The organism is Corynebacterium frankenforstense, assembly GCF_030211955.1.
Lineage (GTDB): Bacteria > Actinomycetota > Actinomycetes > Mycobacteriales > Mycobacteriaceae > Corynebacterium > Corynebacterium frankenforstense_A.
On sequence record NZ_JASODI010000022.1, the window covers coordinates 1 to 15747 of the forward strand.

The window sequence follows — 15747 nt, forward strand, 5'->3', positions numbered from 1 at the left end:
ACCGTGGGCGGGCGCCGGAGGCGCCCGCCGGCGCCCGCGCCTCAGGCGACGAGCTGGCCCGGGCGCGCGGCCGTGGAGTCGTCGCGGGCCAGCGCCGGGTCGAGCACCTCGCGCAGGCGCTCGCGGGCCCGCCAGGCCCGCGACTTAACGGTGCCCGGGGCGACGCCCAGCAACGCGGCGGCGTCCGCGACGCTGTAGCCCGCGGCGTCGACAAGCACGACGGCGGCGGCCTGGCCGGGTGTCACCTCATTGAGCGCGCGGCGCACGGCCATGCGCAGCTCGGCGCGGTGCATCGGGTCGTGGCGCATGCCCAGGCGGCGGTGCGCGTCCTCGTCGAGCACGGGTGTCTCGACGCGGTTGCGGGCACGCCCGATGTGGTCGAGCGCGGAGTTGGTCACGAGCCGGTGCAGCCAGGTGCTCAGGCGGGCCTCGGCGCGGAAGCCGTCCAACCCCTGGCTGGCGCGAAGGTAGGCGTCCTGCAGGATGTCCTGGACGTCCTCCTCGCGGCGGGCGTAGCGCCGCGCGACGGCCTGCATGCGGCGGTGGTGTCGGTTGAGTATCTCGGCGAAGGCCCCCTTCTCGCCGGTGCGGTACGAGCGCACGAGTTGCACGTCGGTGTGCTGGTCCATGTGTGATTCCCCCCGAAATGTTTGTTACGCGGACAGTAAACCGCGTGCCGGCCGCCCGCGCCCGGCGGGCCCGCCCAGTGCGGTGGTCACGGCTCCGGGCGCCCCGGGCACGGCGAAGGCCCACGCACGGCGAAGGCCCGGCCCCCGTCGGGGAGCCGGGCCTGTTCGCGGTGCGGGCGGGGCCGCGGTGCGGGCGAGCGCGCGCACTAGCTGCGCTGACCGACCACGCGGACCTCGCTGACGGTGACGTCGCCGTCGAACCAGATGCGCACCCCGGCGCTCGGGGCGGCCTCGGCCAGCTCGATGACGTTGCGCCCGGCGCGCAGCTCGCCGGCGGCCAGCTGCTCGCCGGCCCCCTCCCGCGCGGCGTCGGAACCCTCGGACCCCGAGCCCTCGGCGCCGTCGCCGGAGCCGGAGTCGGAGCCGTCGACGTCCTCGGCGACCTGCTCGACGCGGTAACCGACGGTCGCGTCGCCCTGGGTGACCACGACGGTCTGCACCGGCACGGCCGCCTGGAGGGTCAGCTCCAGGCCCTCGCCGCGGTCCAGCGTGACGGAGGTCGAGGTGTCGCCGTCGACGGCGGCGTGGGCGTTCTCGCCGTCGGGCAGGGTCTCGGCGGACTCGAGGGACTGCACCAGCGGCAGCGGGTCCGGGCCCTGGGTCTGGGAGGTGCCCGGGCGGCTGACGGGGGCGTCGCCCTCGCCGTCGCCGAGCACGCCCGCCAGGTAGGTCGCGGCCACGGCGATGCCCACCACGGCGCCGAAGACGAGCATGGCCAGCACACCGGTGCCCTTGCGCGTCAGGCCGCGCTCGCCGAAGCCGGGGCGCTGCTCGACGGTCGGGGCCTCGTCGGTGTGGACCTCGAGCTCGGCCGGTTCTTCGTCGGTCTCGCCGAGGCCGGCGCGGCGCAGGCGCTCACCGAGCTCGATCGGGTCGGTCTCTCCCTCGTGGGCGGCCTGCAGGACGCCGACGACGTCCTCGGGCGCGCTGTCGGTGTCGACGAGCAGGCCGAGCGCGCTGGCCACCGCCGAGGTGTCCTCCTCGCGGGAGGCGTCGGCGAGCACCGCCGGGAAGGCCAGCACGGCCTGGCCGGAGGTGTTGATGCGGATGCGTGACCAGTTGTCCAGGCCCAGCGGGGTGCCGGCCTCGTGGGCGCGGCCGACGGCGTCGGCCAGCGGGCTGAGCGCGTAGGCGGCGGCGCGCGGGTCGGCGCCGCCCTCCTCGGCGACGGTCTTCAGCGGCGAGCCCTCCACCCAGTCGGCGACGACCAGGCAGCCGTTGCGGTAGGCGGAGACCTTCACGTTCGGTGCGATCGACGGGTGGTTCAGCCCGGCGAGCTTGCGGGTGCGGCGGGTGACCTCGGCGGCGGCGCCCGCGGCGGCGGCCGGGGTGGCCGGCGCCAGCGGCGACATGCCGGAGGTGTCCACGAAGACGAGCGCGACGCGCCGGCCCGTGGCCCGCTCCTTGGCCTCCCAGAAGCGCGCGCCGGTGGCCGAGCCGTGCTCGGCGAGCAGGCGGTAGCGGCCGGTGTCCACGGAGGCGCCGGGCACCAGGCGCGGCCCGCGGACCACGCCCGCGGACATCGGCGGCGGCACCGGGGTGGCGGCGAAGGAGTCGGAGACCAGGTACTGCTCGGAGATCTCGCGCACGGTCGGCTCGCCGACCTCGAGGCCGCGCTCCTCGTCGACGCGCACCAGGCGGCGCAGGCCCGGCACGCGCTGGACCAGGGCGCCCAGGTTCTGCACTTCGGGCAGCTTGGAGAAGCTGAGCACGATGCCGGTGGCGGCGAGGAAGATGACGCCGACGACGCCGAGGCGCAGCAACTGGCCGATGCTGCCGAGCGCGGCGAGCACCGGGCCGGCCGCCACGTCGATGAGCCAGCCGGTCAGAAGCGCCGCGGCCACGCCGACGAGCGAGGAGGCCAGCGCCCACACGGAGGTGCGCAGCACGGAGCCGGTGCCCAGCGGCCCGAGCTTGCGGCGCAGCAGGAACCAGCCGATGAAGGCGCCGGCGATGAAGCCGAACCCGTTGGCCGCGCCGAGGAGGATGACCACGCGGTGCGGCGAGGAGGCGACCATCGGCGCGCCCACGGAGAGCACGACCTTGGTGGCGGTGATGCCGGCGATGATCCACGTCGGCGTCCAGGCCTCCTCGCGCGCGTAGAAGACGCGCAGGTGCAGCAGCACGGTGGCGTAGGGGATCAGCGTGAAGGCGGAGAAGCTCAGGGTCAGGCCGAGCAGCTCGGAGGCCTCGCGCTCGAAGGCGCCGTAGTGGAACAGCGCGATGCCGATGTCGCGGCCGAAGGCGGTGAAGAAGAGGACGACCGGGATCAGGGCGATGAAGGTCAGCTTCGTCGCCAGCGTCAGGTCGCGGACCACGCCCTTGTCGTCGCCGTCGGCGGCGTTGCGCGACAGCCTCGGCATCAGGGCGGTCAGCAGGGTCACGCCGATGATGCCGTAGGGCACCTGCAGCAAAAGCCAGTGCTGCTGGTAGATGTTCGGCGCGGCGGCCGAGGAGGCCGAGGCGATGTTGGTCGTGATCACCCAGCCGGCCTGGGAGATGGCCACGTAGACGATGATGGCCATGGCCATCCCGCCGAAGGCCTTGAGCCGCTCGTCGATGCCCCACAGGGGGTGCAGGTCGACCCCGGCGCGCTTGAGCGGCGGGATGAGGATGAGCATCTGCACCACCACGCCGGCGGTGGTGCCCAGGCCCAGCAGCAGCACGTGCGGGTCCGTGATCGGGCTCGGGGCGTTCGGGTCCAGCCCGCCGGGCAGGAAGCGGTAGAGCAGCAGCACCGTGATGGACACGACGTTGTTGGCCACCGGGGCCCACGCGCCGGGCCGGAAGACGCCCTTGGTGTTGAGCACGGCCATGAACAGGGAGAACAGCCCGTAGAAGAGGATCTGCGGGAGCACCAGGAAGGCGAAGGACGTCGACTGGGTGACGTTGACCTCGCCGTCGCTGCCCAGGGTCAGCCGCGTCAGCAGCGGCGCCCCGACAACGGCGAGGACGGTGACCACCCCCAGCAGGGAGAACGCCAGGGTGAACAGGCGGCGCACGAAGGCGCTGCCGTGGTCGGCGTCCTCCTTCTCGGCGCGCACGAGCACGGGCACCACCAGCGAGGTCAGCACCGCGCCGAGGACGATCTCGGTGATCAGGTTCGGCAGCGTGTTGGCCGTGTTGAACGCCGAGGAGATCGCCGGGCCCAGCGAGGCGCCGATGAGCACGTTGCGCAGGAACCCGGTGATGCGCGAGAAGAGCGTGGCGATGGCCATCGAACCGGTCGAGCGCACGACGTCGGCGTCGGAGGTGCCCTCCTGGCCGTCGTCGGAGCCGGAACCGGACGCGCCGCTGCCGGACGCGCCGGTGTCGCCCGGGCCCCGCTCCCCCGCCGTGGCGTCGGCCTCGGCGACGGGGCTGCCCGGCGCGGCGGTCAGCCGCGAGCGGTCCTCGGTCGGCTCGTCCGGGGTCTCCGAGGCGGCGGCCGCCGCGGGTTTCGGCTCCGGCACGGGGGCGGGCGGGGCGGCGGCGCGGAAGCGGCCGCGCAGCCCGGGTCCGTTGGGACTGTCAGAGGGGTTCACAAAACCCCATTGTGTCCGCCGGGGGACCCGAACGGAAACTGCCACGCGCCCGGATTATCGCCCGGAGCGCTTTAATTTCCGACGTCGCGCCTGCGCGCCCGTGGCGCGCACCCGGCGGCGGTGGCGCCGCCCGGCGCGGAAGAGGGCGGCCAGTGCCAGGCCGCCGACCAGTGTCACCCCGGCGACGGTGGCGCCGATCAGGCGTGCGCGGGTCTGGACGGTGATGTCGACGCGGTTGGAGATCGCCGCGCCGTCCGGGGTGGCGAGCCACAGCTCGAGGTCGGTGCGCCGGTCGTTGTCCGGGATGTCCGCGGTCATCGACACCGTCAGGGAGCCGCGGGCGGGGATGCGCACCTCGTCGGGGGTGTTGAGGGTGGCGTCGCCCTCGGCGACGTAGTCGATGCGGGTGCGCGTGGGCAGCGGCAGGCCGTTGCGGGCGACGATGATCAGCGGCGAGGACTCCGAGGAGCGGGTGTAGACGTTGCCCGGAGGCATCAGCTCCACCGAGGAGCGCAGGTCCTGCAGCATCACCCGGTTGCCGCCGAGGCGTTCAGCGGTCGCCTCGACGGCGTCGTCGAAGTCGGCGACGGAGCGGCGCTCCGCCACCGTGAGCGCGGTGAGGATGTCGCGGCGCAGCGGGGCGGTGAAGCCGTAGCGTGTCAGGGCGATCGAGGGGTCGTTGGCCATGATGCGCGTCAGGTCGTCGGTGTAGGTCGCCTGCTGGGTCGCGCGCAGCACCTCGGCGTCGGAGTAGACGCCCGGGTCGGTGAACGGTGGGCCGAAGCCCTCGCCTGTGTCGGCACCGGCGGCCGCGGCGGCCTCGGAGGCGGCGGCGAGGTCCGCGCCGGTGGCGCGGTCGACGGTGAGGTAGTCGGCGAGGGTGACCGTACCGCCGGCGGCGGCCACCGCGGCGTCGATAATCGCGCCCGCCGCATCGCCGTCGGCGTGGCCGGGGACGGTGACCAGCACGGGGTCCTCGCCGCGCAGGGCGAGGTCGACGGCGCCGGCGGCGGTGGTCTCGCGGGCCACGGGCGAGTCGAGGCGGTAGTCCATTCGGGTGTCCGGGTTGGCGTAGCCGGCGGTGACGGGCTGCTCGCCGACGCCGGCCAGGGTCGCCGTCAGCGAGCCCTGGTGGGTCACCGCGCGGATGCCGGGGGCCAGCTCGGCGAAGTGGCCGGCGCGCGGGGCGGACCAGACGGTGTTGTCGGCGACGAGCACGGAGACGGTCTGGTCGGGCGGGTCGGGCAGCCCCGAGCCGGCGGCCGGCAGGCCGGGGTCGTCGAGGGTGGAGCGCCCGGAGGCGTCCGACTTCGGGGCGTCCGAGGCCTCCCAGGCCGGCTCGATGGCGGCCGCGGAGCCCTCGGCGGTGTCCGCCCAGGCCAGGGCGGGTGCGGTGGTCGGCTCGACGTAGCCGGCGCCGGGCAGCACGACGTCCTCGAGCGGTTCGGCGCCGAGCACGGAGCGCAGGGTGTCCGGGCCGCGCTGGAGGGCCTCGCGCATCAGCCAGGGGTCCCCGGTGCGCGCCAGGGCGTCGAGGTCGGTGTCGGCCCAGGGCATCGCGACGGTGCAGCCCTGCGCGAGCGCGCGCAGGCGCTCGAGGAAGGCGGCGGCGTCGTCCGCGCCGCGGCCGGGCTCGCCGGTGGAGTCGTCGTCGAGCGACCAGGAGTCGCGCAGGCGGCGCTGTTGGGTGGCCTGGGAGCGGCGGGTCTCGGCGACGGTGTAGCCGTGGGTCATGCGCTCGGCGGCGTCGACGAGCGCGGGGTCGACGGCCAGGCAGAGACCGTCGCCGAGGGCCCCGCGGCGAGCCTCGACGGCGCTGAGCAGGCCGTCGAGGCGCCCGCCGGGTGCCATGGCCTCGGCCAGGGACTCGTCGCGCAGGATCAGCGGCGCGGTCTCCGGGGCCTCGCCGGTCTCGCCGGGGACGGTGTCCACCTGGGCGGTGACGCGGACCAGGACGGTGGCGGGTGCGCGCTCGTCGTCAATCTCTTCTCCGCCGGCGGCGTCGCCGACGGCGACGAGCATGCGCTCGCTGGTCACCTCCTCGCCCGCGCGCACCTCGACGGCGACGGGGTAGACCCCGGAGGCGGTGCCGGGCAGGGTCACGGTGACCTCGCGGGTCTCGCCGGGGCCCAGGTCGGCGGCCGGTTCGGCCGGCCCGGCGGGCGAGTAGGCGGAGCGGTCCTGGACCAGCGCGGTGCGCGCCTCGGCGACGTCGCCGACGGCGCCCGCGCGCAACGGGGTGAGGCTGACGGGGCCGAGCTCGTGGTCGGTGGCGTTGCGCAGCTGCACGGTGATCTCGGAGTCCGCGCCGGCGGCCACGGCGCGCGGGGCGGAGACGGTGTCGACGAAGAGGTCGGTCTCGCGCTCGTCGGCACGCGCCGCCGGGTTGACCCACGCCTCGCGCGACTCCTCAGCGGACGGGGACAGCGGGAAGCCCTGCCCGGCGGCCGGCGCGGCGAAGGTCGCGGCCAGGGGCAGCGCGACCAGGGCCGGGACGGCGAGTGCGGCCAGGCGCCTCATCGCGGCGTGTACCTCTCCTCCTTGAGCGCCAGCTCGGGCAGGAGGTCATGGGCGCGGCGGGCGAGCTTGCGCTCGTCGGCGTAGGCCAGGCGCTCGATGAGGCGGTCGGCGGGCACCCAGGTCACCTCGGTGACCTCGGGGTCCTCGTCGTTGAGGTAGCCGTCGACGAAGCGCAGCAGGTGGTGGTGGACGGTCTTGTGGATGCGCACGCCCTCGGAGACGAACCAGTAGTCGATCACGCCGAGGTCCGCGAAGACCTCGCCGTGGATGCCGGTCTCCTCCCAGACCTCGCGCTCGGCGGTCTCGTGCGGGCCCTCGCCGGGCTCGACGTGGCCCTTGGGCATCGACCACAGCAGGCGCCCGCGGCGGTCGAGCCGGCCGATCAGGGCGACGTAGATGCGCGAGAGGTCGACCTCGCCGTCGTGGACGGCCTCGCGCAGACCGGACACGACGAGGCCGCCGGCGGAGGTCTCGTCGCGCGTGGGCATCGGGGGGCGCTGCGGTTGGCGCCGCCGCCGCTTGTCCGACTGCTGGGGCCGCGGCCGACGCCGGCGCCGGCGCCGACGCCCGCCGTGGCGCTGGTCGTCGTTGGTACTCATCATCTGTAGATCGTATCCTGCAGGGGTGACTTCCCAGGACTCACCCGCCGCCAATCCCCTGCCCGCCGGTTCGGCGGCGATGCTCGCCCGCGCGGAGGCGACGGTTCTGGGGCTGAAGGACGTGCTCGGGCCGCTGGTGGCGGACTTCGCCGCCCGCGGCGAGTCGCTCTACCTCGTCGGCGGGCCCGTGCGCGACGCGCTGCTCGGCCGGCTCGGCCACGACCTGGACTTCACCACCTCGGCACGTCCCGAGGTCATCCAGGAGATCCTCGCCGCGCACTCCTCGGCCGTGTGGGACACCGGCATCGAGTTCGGCACCGTCTCCGCGCAGGTCGCCCACCAGCAGGTGGAGATCACCACCTTCCGCGCCGACACCTACGACGGCGTCAGCCGCAACCCCGAGGTGCGCTTCGGCGACAGCCTCGACGCCGACCTCGTGCGCCGCGACTTCACCGTCAACGCCATGGCCGTGGAGTTGCTTGACGACGCCGCGTCGGGTTTCTCCTGCCGGTTCCATGACCCGTTGGGCGGGTTCCAGGCGCTGGTGGACGGCGTGCTGGACACCCCGGACGCCCCCGAGCGCTCCTTCGACGACGACCCGCTGCGCATGCTGCGCGCGGCGCGCTTCGTCTCCCAGCTGGAGTTCCGGGTCGCCGACCGCGTGGTCGAGGCGATGACGCAGATGGCCGACCAGATCAAGCGCATCACCGTCGAACGCGTGCGCGCCGAGCTGGACAAGCTCATGGCGGGCCGCGCGCCCTGGCTGGGCTGGGACCTGCTGGTGGCCACGGGGCTGGCGGACCTGGTGCTGCCCGAGGTGCCGGGGCTGCGCATGACCCCGGACGAGCACCTGCAGCACAAGGACGTCTACGCCCACTCCATGACGGTGCTGCGCCAGGCGATGGACCAGGAGGAGGACGGCCCGGACCTGGTGCTGCGCTGGGCGGCGCTGCTGCACGACTGCGGCAAGCCCGCCACGCGGGCGGCCAAGCCGGGCGGCGGGGTCAGCTTCCACCACCACGAGGTGGTGGGCGCGAAGCTGGTGCGCCGGCGCATGCGCGCGCTGAAGTACTCCAAGCAGATGGTCTCCGACGTCAGCCAGCTGGTCTACCTGCACATGCGCTTCCACGGCTTCGCCGACGGCGAGTGGACGGACTCGGCGGTGCGCCGCTACGTCACCGACGCCGGGCTCCTCCTGCCCCGCCTGCACAAGCTGGTGCGCTCCGACTGCACCACCCGCAACCGTCGGAAAGCGGCGCGTCTGCAGGCCAACTACGATCGGCTGCAGGACCGGATCGAGGAGATCCGTCAGCGCGAGGACCTGGCCAAGGTGCGCCCGGACCTCGACGGCAACGAGATCATGAGCGTGCTGGGGATCGGCCCGGGCCCGCAGGTGGGCAAGGCGTGGTCCTTCCTCAAGGAGCTGCGGCTCGAGGAGGGCCCGCTGGAGCACGACGACGCTGTGGCCCGCCTGAAGGACTGGTGGGCCGGCCGGGACGACGCCTCGGGCGCCGACGACTGAGCGAGCGAAGGGAGCTGCAAGCGGTGGAGGACTTCTACTCCGACCGGCTGTTCAACGCGCTGGAGCGCACGGAGCCGGAGGCCGGCATGCTGCTGGTCGCCGCGCCCGGCATGCCCTCGCCCGAGTTCGCGCGCTCGGTGGTGCTGGTGGTCCAGCACACCGAGTTCATCACCTTCGGCGTGAACCTGGTGCAGCGCAGCGACGTCGCGATCGCCAACGTGCTGCCCGAGTGGGTTACCGCGGCGGTCAAGCCGCAGGTGATCTACCTGGGCGGGCCGGTGCAGCCGCAGTCCGTGGTCGGCCTGGGGGTCACGCGTCCCGGCGTGGACATCGCGGCGAACCCGCGGCTGACGCGGCTGGCCAACCGGCTGGTGCACCTGGACCTGCGCGGCGAGCCCGAGGAGATGGTCGAGGACCTGACGGGGCTGCGGCTCTTCGCCGGCTTCGCCGAGTGGGCGCCCGGGCAGCTGCAGGAGGAGATCGAGCGTGGCGACTGGTACGTCACCCCGGCGCTTCCCGGCGACGTGATCGCGCCGCCGCGGGCGGATCTGTGGTCCGAGGTGATGCGCCGCCAGCCGATGCCGCTGCCGCTCTTCTCCACCTTCCCGACGGATCTGGTGGACAACTAGGTTCCCTCTCCCCCGCCGGGTTCGAGGGTCTCGGGGTTCGGTTTCGTGGGGCTCGGCCGTCTCCGGATGCTGGGGTGTCTCGGGGTTGAGGTGTGCCTGAGACAAGGTGGATCGGGGCGCCCTGAATCTAAGGTCTCGCCGGACTGAACCGAGCGGTACACTGTCACGCACGTCTGCGCCGGATCCCGCCTGTCGGCGGTGCGCGGGGCGTGACTCCCCGTCCGCGGCCGACGGGGTGTGCCGAGGACGGAAGGGGTGGTGAGCATGCCGAGCGGCGTTTCACGTGAAACACTCTCGGAGATCAAGGGCGGCATCAAGGAGACATGGGCGGTGGGACTCGGCCTCATCCCGCTGGGTCTCGCCTTCGGGCTGCTGATGGTCCAGTCCGGTTACGCGTGGTGGTGGACCCCGATCTTCTCCACCGTCATCTACGCCGGGTCGATGGAGTTCCTCGCGATCAACCTGGTCGCCACGGGCATCGGACCCGGCTCGGCGGCGCTGACCGGGTTCATGGTGAACTTCCGGCACATCTTCTACGGGCTGACCTACCCGCGCGACCAGATCGACTCCGCGGTGGGCCGGGCCTACTCCACCTACGCTCTGACCGACGAGAGCTACGCGATCGTCTCCGCGCGCCCGCCGGGACACATCTCCGGTACCCGGGTGCTGACGATCCAGATCGTCTGCCAGCTGCTGTGGGTCATTCCCGGTATCGTCGGCGCCCTGGCCGGCGAGGTGATCCCGGACGGGATCACGGGCATGGAGTTCGCGCTGACGGCGCTCTTCGTGGTGCTCGCGTGGGAGTCCTCCGCCAACAACCGCGACTGGTCGCTGCCGATCACGGCGGTCGGCCTCGGCGTGCTGGGCGCGGTCCTGGTGCCGGGCCAGATGCTCGTGGTGGCGCTGGTGGCCTACTTCGTGCTGCTGATCCTGCGCTACCGCATCCCGCGTCTGGACGAGGCGCTGAAGCTGAAGGCGGGTGAGGCGTGATGCTCGACTTCCATGTGGCCGGCCTGCCGGCGGACGTCACCCTCGGCATGGTGCTCGCTGTGCTCATCCCGGTCGGCGTCGTCACCGTGCTGATCCGGCAGGCGCCCTACTCCGCCCGGAAGCTGCTGAAGAACAACTACTTCGTCGGCACCCTCGCGCTGACCATGCCCGTGGGCGTGATGGTCGTCCTCGTCGTCTACACGCTCGTCGGCCAGGCCGAGGCCCCGGGTGGTCTGCTGGCGAGCGGCATCGCGCTTGCGGTGACCGTGGGCCTGCACGCCTGGCGCCGCGACTCGGGCCTGTCGATCCTCGGCGGGACCGCGACCTACATGATCCTGGTGAACCTCGTATTCTGAGGCTGCGGGCCCTCGGCAGGACAGCGGAAAGCGGGCCAGTGTTTCACGTGAAACACTGGCCCGCTTTCTTTGTGTCGGGGACGGGTTCGGTCGGCCGAGGCGGTGTGTCACCGGGCCGGGCCGGCTGCCCCTCCCCTGCTGCGTGAGGTGTCGCGGCTCAGTCTCGAGGCTCAGTTCAAGCCGGGGAGGATGGCCGCGGCCTCGGCCCAGAGCGCCTCGAACTCCTTCGCCTCCAGGCGGGTGGCCTTGAGATCCGGGTAGACGGAGTAGGTGTCCGGGTGCGGGACGGTGCTCCCGGGGACGGCGACCTCGCCGTGCGGGGTGCCTTCGACCCAGGCTCCGGTGACCGCGAACTCGGCGGTCTGCTGGACGAGGCGGACCATCCGGGCCGTCTTGGAGTCGATCTCCTCGACCTCGGCGGTGTGCACCATGGGCTCGGCGCCGGGGACGGACAGTTCGGTTCGCACGTAGATCTTGCTCATGGGCCCCGAGACTACCGCGTCGCGCCCGGGTTCACGTGGGTGGCCTCCGGGCACGCTACCGTCTGCATGGCACGCGCCCACATGACGGAAGCGCCGGCCCGACAACTTGCTGTGTCGAGCCGGCGCTCCGGTGAGCACTTCGACGCGTCTCAGGCGTTCGCCTTCTCGGCGCCGCCTTCGGCGGTGTTGTCGCGCGCGTATCGGGCGGCGAGCCAGGAGCACATCATGAGCTGGACCTGGTGGAAGATCATCAGGGGGAGGATGAGCAGGCCCAGTCCCCCGCCGGTGAAGATGACCGAGGCCATCGGTAGCCCGGAGGCGAGCGACTTCTTGGTCCCGCAGAACTCGATCGCGATGGTGTCCTTGCGGTTGAACCCCATCTTCTGCGGCACGAAGCGGGTCAGCCACAGCATGAAGGCGACCAGCACGACGGAGAAGACCACGAGGAACAGGACCTCCCAGACCCCGGTGGTGCTCCAGATGTTCTCGACCATTCCCTTGGAGAACGCCGCGTAGACGACCATGGCGATCGAGCCGCGGTCGACGATCTTGGTGCCCTTGTTGGCCGCGCAGTCCTTCACCCAGCGCCTGGAGAGCTGGCCCAGGATGAACGGCAGGAGCAGCTGGAGGGCGATGTCGCGGAAGACGGTGGCATCGATGTGGATGCCGCCCTCGCCACCGGTCATGAGCAGAAGTACCAGAACCGGGGTGAGGAAGACGCCGGCGAGGTTACTGGCGGAGGCGGCCACGATCGAGCCTGCGACGTTGCCCTTGGCGATCGACGTGAACGCCACCGACGACTGCACCGTCGAGGGCACGAGCGTCAGGAAGAGTATCCCCATGTAGAGGTCGTGGGAGATGAAGGTGGTCAGCGGCCGGAGAGCCACGCCGATGATCGGGAATACGACGAAGGTGAAGCAGAGGATCACCAGGTGCAGCTTCCAGGCCTTCACGCCCTCCAGCGCCTCGCGGGGCGATAGGCGCGCGCCGTAGAGGAAGAAGAGCAGTGCGATGCCGATCTTGGTGGCGACGTCGAAGGCGTCGGCGAAGGCACCGCGGGCCGGCAGGATGATCGCGATGATGACGGACAGGATGATCAGGACGATCAGCGGGTCCGTGCGTTTGAGACGGTCGAGAAGATTCACTCCCCCATGGTAGGATGCGGGTCACGTTTCACGTGGAACCTTCGCGCCCGGGATGGAGGAATGCCTTCTTCCGCCGGGGCGTTGGACCGGGAATGCCGGGCGGCCGGAGAGGCACCCGGTGGGCGCGGGTTGCCGGAGAGATCAACCAGCGGGAGAGGACGGGGCGCCGGAGAGCACCCCGGCGCATCTAGTCGGTGACGGTGAGGGTGTCGCCGTTTGCGGTCACCTGGGCCTCGGTCAGCGGATCGCGGGCGGGGCCATTGAGGACGGCACCGTCGGAGATGCTGAACATGGAGCCGTGGCCCGGACAGCGGACCTTGTCGCCCTGGACCTCGTCGATGTGTTGGTTGGCGTGGGGGCAGAGAGTCGAGTAGGCCTTGTACTCCCCCGCGGACGGCTGGGCGATGATGAAGTCACCGACGATGACGGCGCTGCCGACCGGGACGTCGGCGGCGGGGACCTCCTCGGGCTCCTTGGAACCACAGGCGGCGAGGAAGGCGCCGGCGAAGGTGGTCGCGGAACCCAGGAGGAAGAGGCGACGGGAACACTTGTGAGTCATGATTCCAGTATGCCCGCGGGGACGTGTAATAGAAAACGTCCGTGACAAAAGCTGTACATGCGGGCACTAACTGTGAATACGTCACTGTGACGGAGAGAAAAGACTCGTCCGCGGGCGGTCGGGATATTGACATTCGCCGAATATTGAAGCACCCAATGATTGCACTGCCCCGGTAGGAGCCGCGGCTTCCGTGGCGGGAATCGTCCGGAGGTGTATCCGCGCGCCTCCCGTTGAGCCGTGCCGGCCGATCCGCACCTGCCGTGCCGTCCCTGCGGGGTCACCGGCAAGTCACCGAGAGCCTACTCCCCTGCCGGCGGTCCCGGCGATGCTTTCGCCCCTCCGCCCGTCTATGAGTCCGTTGACTGCCAACCCATGACGTGTCCGACCCCGCTCCCCCGAGGGGCGACCACTACCTTGCCCCATCCGCTGCCTGAATAACAAAAGAGCCCCGAGGTTTCACGTGAAACCTCGGGGCTCTTTGGGACTATCGACGGCGCCGGCGGTCGCACCTCGGCGCTGTCACCGGCGCCCCCGTGCCCACGACGGCGCGTCAGCGCCCGGCGCTAGAGACGCGGCCTACTCGGTGCGGGTCGCCGCCTTCATCGCGGAGACGTACTCGCGCAGCTCTTTGGCCAGAGCGTCCCAGTCCCCGACCTTCATGGCCGGGACGTCGTGCAGGGAGTGCGACTCGCGGGAGTCTTCCACCAGGTGCTCGGCCACGATGTTCGTGATCGCCGAACCGGTGATGGCGCCCGAGGCGCCCGAGGCGATGACCTCGCGCACGTGCTCCGGGCGCGAGATGCCGAAGCCCACCAGAACCGGCGGCGCGCCGGCGGCCTTGAGCTCGTCGATGACGGCGTCCAGGCCGGAGTTCGTCGCCTCCAGCTCGGTGCCGGTGACACCGTCGCGGGAGATCGCGTAGACGTAACCGGAGGATTGCGAGGCGACGTCCTCGAGGATCGTGCCGCTGGCGTGCGCCGGGGCGATGAAGATCGTGTCGACGCCGGCCGCATGCGCGGCCGGGACGAACGGGCCGGACTCGCGCAACGGGACGTCGGGAAGCAGCACGGAGTCCGCACCGGCCTCGTGGAACTCGCGGTAGAAGTTGTCCAGGCCGCGCGTGACGGGCACGTTGCCGTAGACGAGCATGCCGATCGGCAGGTCGGGGAACTCCGCGCGGATGGTGCGGATCTCCTCGAGCACCTGCTCGACGGTCGAGCCGCCGGCCAGCGCACGGGTGTGGGAGGCCTGGATGGTCGGGCCGTCGGCGCTCGGGTCGGAGAACGGGACGCCGAGCTCCAGGGCGTCGGCACCCGCGGCGACGACCTCGCGCACGATGCGCAGCGAGTCCTCGACGGAGGGGTCGGTGGCCATCACGAAGGGGACGAAGGCCCCCTCGCCGCGCTCGGCCAGTGCGGCGAACAGATCGGTGTAGCGGGTCATCGGTTCTCCTTGTAGACGAGTTCGGGGTTCTCCTCGAGGGTGCGGCGCACGTGGGCGACGTCCTTGTCGCCGCGGCCCGACAGGGAGACCAGGATATTGAGCTCCTCGGTGGCGGTCTTCGCGCGCTTGAGGGCGTAGGCCAGGGCGTGCGAGGACTCGAGGGCCGGGATGATGCCCTCCTTCAGGGAGAGCAGCTGGAAGGCCTCGAGGGCCTCGGCGTCGGTGATGCCGACGTAGGTCGCCCGCCCGCTCTCGGAGAGGTAGGCGTGCTGCGGGCCGACGCCCGGGTAGTCCAGGCCGGCGGAGATCGAGTAGGACTCGTCGATCTGGCCGTCCGCCGAACGCATCACGTAGGAGCGCGCGCCGTGCAGCACGCCGATCTGGCCGTTGTTGATCGTGGCACCGTGCTTGCCGGAGTCCAGGCCCGCTCCCCCGGGCTCGGCGCCGACGAGCTCGACGGACTCGTCGTCGATGAAGTCCGCGAACATGCCGATGGCGTTGGAGCCGCCGCCGACGCAGGCGACGACGACGTCGGGAAGCCGGCCGGTGCTCTCGAGCATCTGGGCGCGCGCCTCCTCGGAGATCACGCGGTGGAACTCGCGCACGATCGTCGGGAACGGGTGCGGGCCGGCGGCGGTGCCGAGCAGGTAGTGCGTGTCGTGGAAGGTGGCGGTCCAGTCGCGCAGCGCTTCGTTGACGGCGTCCTTGAGCGTGCCGGAGCCGGTGTCGACGGGCACGACCTTCGCGCCGTGCAGCTGCATGCGGTAGACGTTCGGCTGCTGGCGCTCGACGTCCTTGGCACCCATGTAGATCACGCACTCCATGCCGAGCAGCGCGCAGGCGAGCGCGGTGGCGGTGCCGTGCTGGCCGGCGCCGGTCTCGGCGATGATGCGGTGCTTGCCCATCTTCTTGGCCAGCAGGATCTGGCCGATGACCTGGTTGGTCTTGTGGGCGCCGCCGTGGACGAGGTCCTCGCGCTTGAGGAAGATGTTGGCCGGGCCGTCCAGCGGCAGGTTTCGGCAGCGCGTGATCGGGGTGGGCCGGCCGAGGTACTCGCGCAGCAGGCCGCGGTACTCGGCCATGAACTCCTCGTCCTCGAGGGCCTCGACGAAGGTGCGCTCGAGCTGGTCGAGGGCGGGGATGAGGGCCTCGCCGACGAACTGGCCGCCGAACTGGCCGAAGTAGGCCGGCAGAAGCGTCTTTCCGCCGATCGTCCGTTCAGTCATGGTGTTCTCTCTGTCTCGTGGTGTGTTCTAAGTAAGTGGTCTGTGGTGTGTTTCGCGTGAGTT

The 15747-nt window shown here is 71.8% G+C and carries 12 protein-coding genes and 1 pseudogene; 4 read left to right on the forward strand and 9 right to left on the reverse strand.

Translation table 11 applies throughout. The features are described from left to right. Positions 1-41: 41 nt before the first annotated feature. From QP119_RS10060 to QP119_RS10075, 4 genes and pseudogenes are all read right to left on the reverse strand, one after another. Positions 42-629 (reverse strand): sigma-70 family RNA polymerase sigma factor, encoded by a 588-nt coding sequence (locus QP119_RS10060; RefSeq protein WP_284775831.1) that lies wholly within the window; start codon positions 627-629, stop codon positions 42-44. A 206-nt stretch (positions 630-835) separates the two neighbouring features. Further along, complete coding sequence (gene murJ, locus QP119_RS10065; protein WP_284775832.1) at positions 836-4213, reverse strand: murein biosynthesis integral membrane protein MurJ; 3378 nt, start codon at positions 4211-4213, stop codon at positions 836-838. A gap of 54 nt (positions 4214-4267) precedes the next feature. Continuing rightward, positions 4268-6733, reverse strand: coding sequence for a hypothetical protein (locus QP119_RS10070; RefSeq protein ID WP_284775834.1), 2466 nt, complete (start codon positions 6731-6733; stop codon positions 4268-4270). Next, positions 6730-7218 (reverse strand): annotated as a pseudogene (locus QP119_RS10075) (NUDIX hydrolase); the annotation flags it as partial. The gene QP119_RS10070 and the pseudogene QP119_RS10075, both read right to left, overlap by 4 nt. 193 nt (positions 7219-7411) lie before the next feature. Here QP119_RS10075 and QP119_RS10080 point away from each other — a divergent pair. From QP119_RS10080 to QP119_RS10095, 4 genes are all read left to right on the forward strand, one after another. Beyond that, a complete protein-coding gene (locus QP119_RS10080; RefSeq protein ID WP_284775880.1) occupies positions 7412-8854 on the forward strand; it encodes a CCA tRNA nucleotidyltransferase in 1443 nt (480 codons plus the stop codon). Positions 8855-8877: 23 nt separating this feature from the next. Next, positions 8878-9483 carry a YqgE/AlgH family protein gene (locus QP119_RS10085; protein ID WP_284775836.1) on the forward strand — a complete coding sequence of 202 codons (606 nt, stop codon included), beginning with the start codon at positions 8878-8880 and terminating at the stop codon, positions 9481-9483. A gap of 264 nt (positions 9484-9747) precedes the next feature. After that, positions 9748-10473, forward strand: a complete 726-nt coding sequence (locus QP119_RS10090; RefSeq protein ID WP_284775837.1) for an AzlC family ABC transporter permease — start codon at positions 9748-9750, stop codon at positions 10471-10473. Continuing rightward, the gene (locus QP119_RS10095) at positions 10473-10829 is read left to right on the forward strand and encodes a branched-chain amino acid transporter permease (RefSeq protein WP_284775839.1); all 357 of its coding nucleotides are present in this window, start codon (positions 10473-10475) and stop codon (positions 10827-10829) included. Before QP119_RS10090 ends, QP119_RS10095 begins: the two co-directional genes overlap by 1 nt. 170 nt (positions 10830-10999) lie before the next feature. Here the strand turns inward: QP119_RS10095 and QP119_RS10100 are convergent, their stop codons facing one another. The 5 genes from QP119_RS10100 to trpB form a co-directional block, all read right to left on the reverse strand. Continuing rightward, complete coding sequence (locus QP119_RS10100) at positions 11000-11311, reverse strand: hypothetical protein (protein WP_284775841.1); 312 nt, start codon at positions 11309-11311, stop codon at positions 11000-11002. A 149-nt stretch (positions 11312-11460) separates the two neighbouring features. Continuing rightward, positions 11461-12456 carry a bile acid:sodium symporter family protein gene (locus tag QP119_RS10105; RefSeq protein WP_284775843.1) on the reverse strand — a complete coding sequence of 332 codons (996 nt, stop codon included), beginning with the start codon at positions 12454-12456 and terminating at the stop codon, positions 11461-11463. Positions 12457-12643: 187 nt separating this feature from the next. Then, positions 12644-13015 carry a Rieske (2Fe-2S) protein gene (locus QP119_RS10110; RefSeq protein ID WP_284775845.1) on the reverse strand — a complete coding sequence of 124 codons (372 nt, stop codon included), beginning with the start codon at positions 13013-13015 and terminating at the stop codon, positions 12644-12646. Between the two features lie 576 nt (positions 13016-13591). After that, positions 13592-14458 carry a tryptophan synthase subunit alpha gene (gene trpA / locus QP119_RS10115; protein ID WP_284775847.1) on the reverse strand — a complete coding sequence of 289 codons (867 nt, stop codon included), beginning with the start codon at positions 14456-14458 and terminating at the stop codon, positions 13592-13594. After that, positions 14455-15684 carry a tryptophan synthase subunit beta gene (trpB, locus tag QP119_RS10120; protein ID WP_284775849.1) on the reverse strand — a complete coding sequence of 410 codons (1230 nt, stop codon included), beginning with the start codon at positions 15682-15684 and terminating at the stop codon, positions 14455-14457. Before trpB ends, trpA begins: the two co-directional genes overlap by 4 nt. Between the last annotated feature and the right edge of the window lie 63 nt (positions 15685-15747).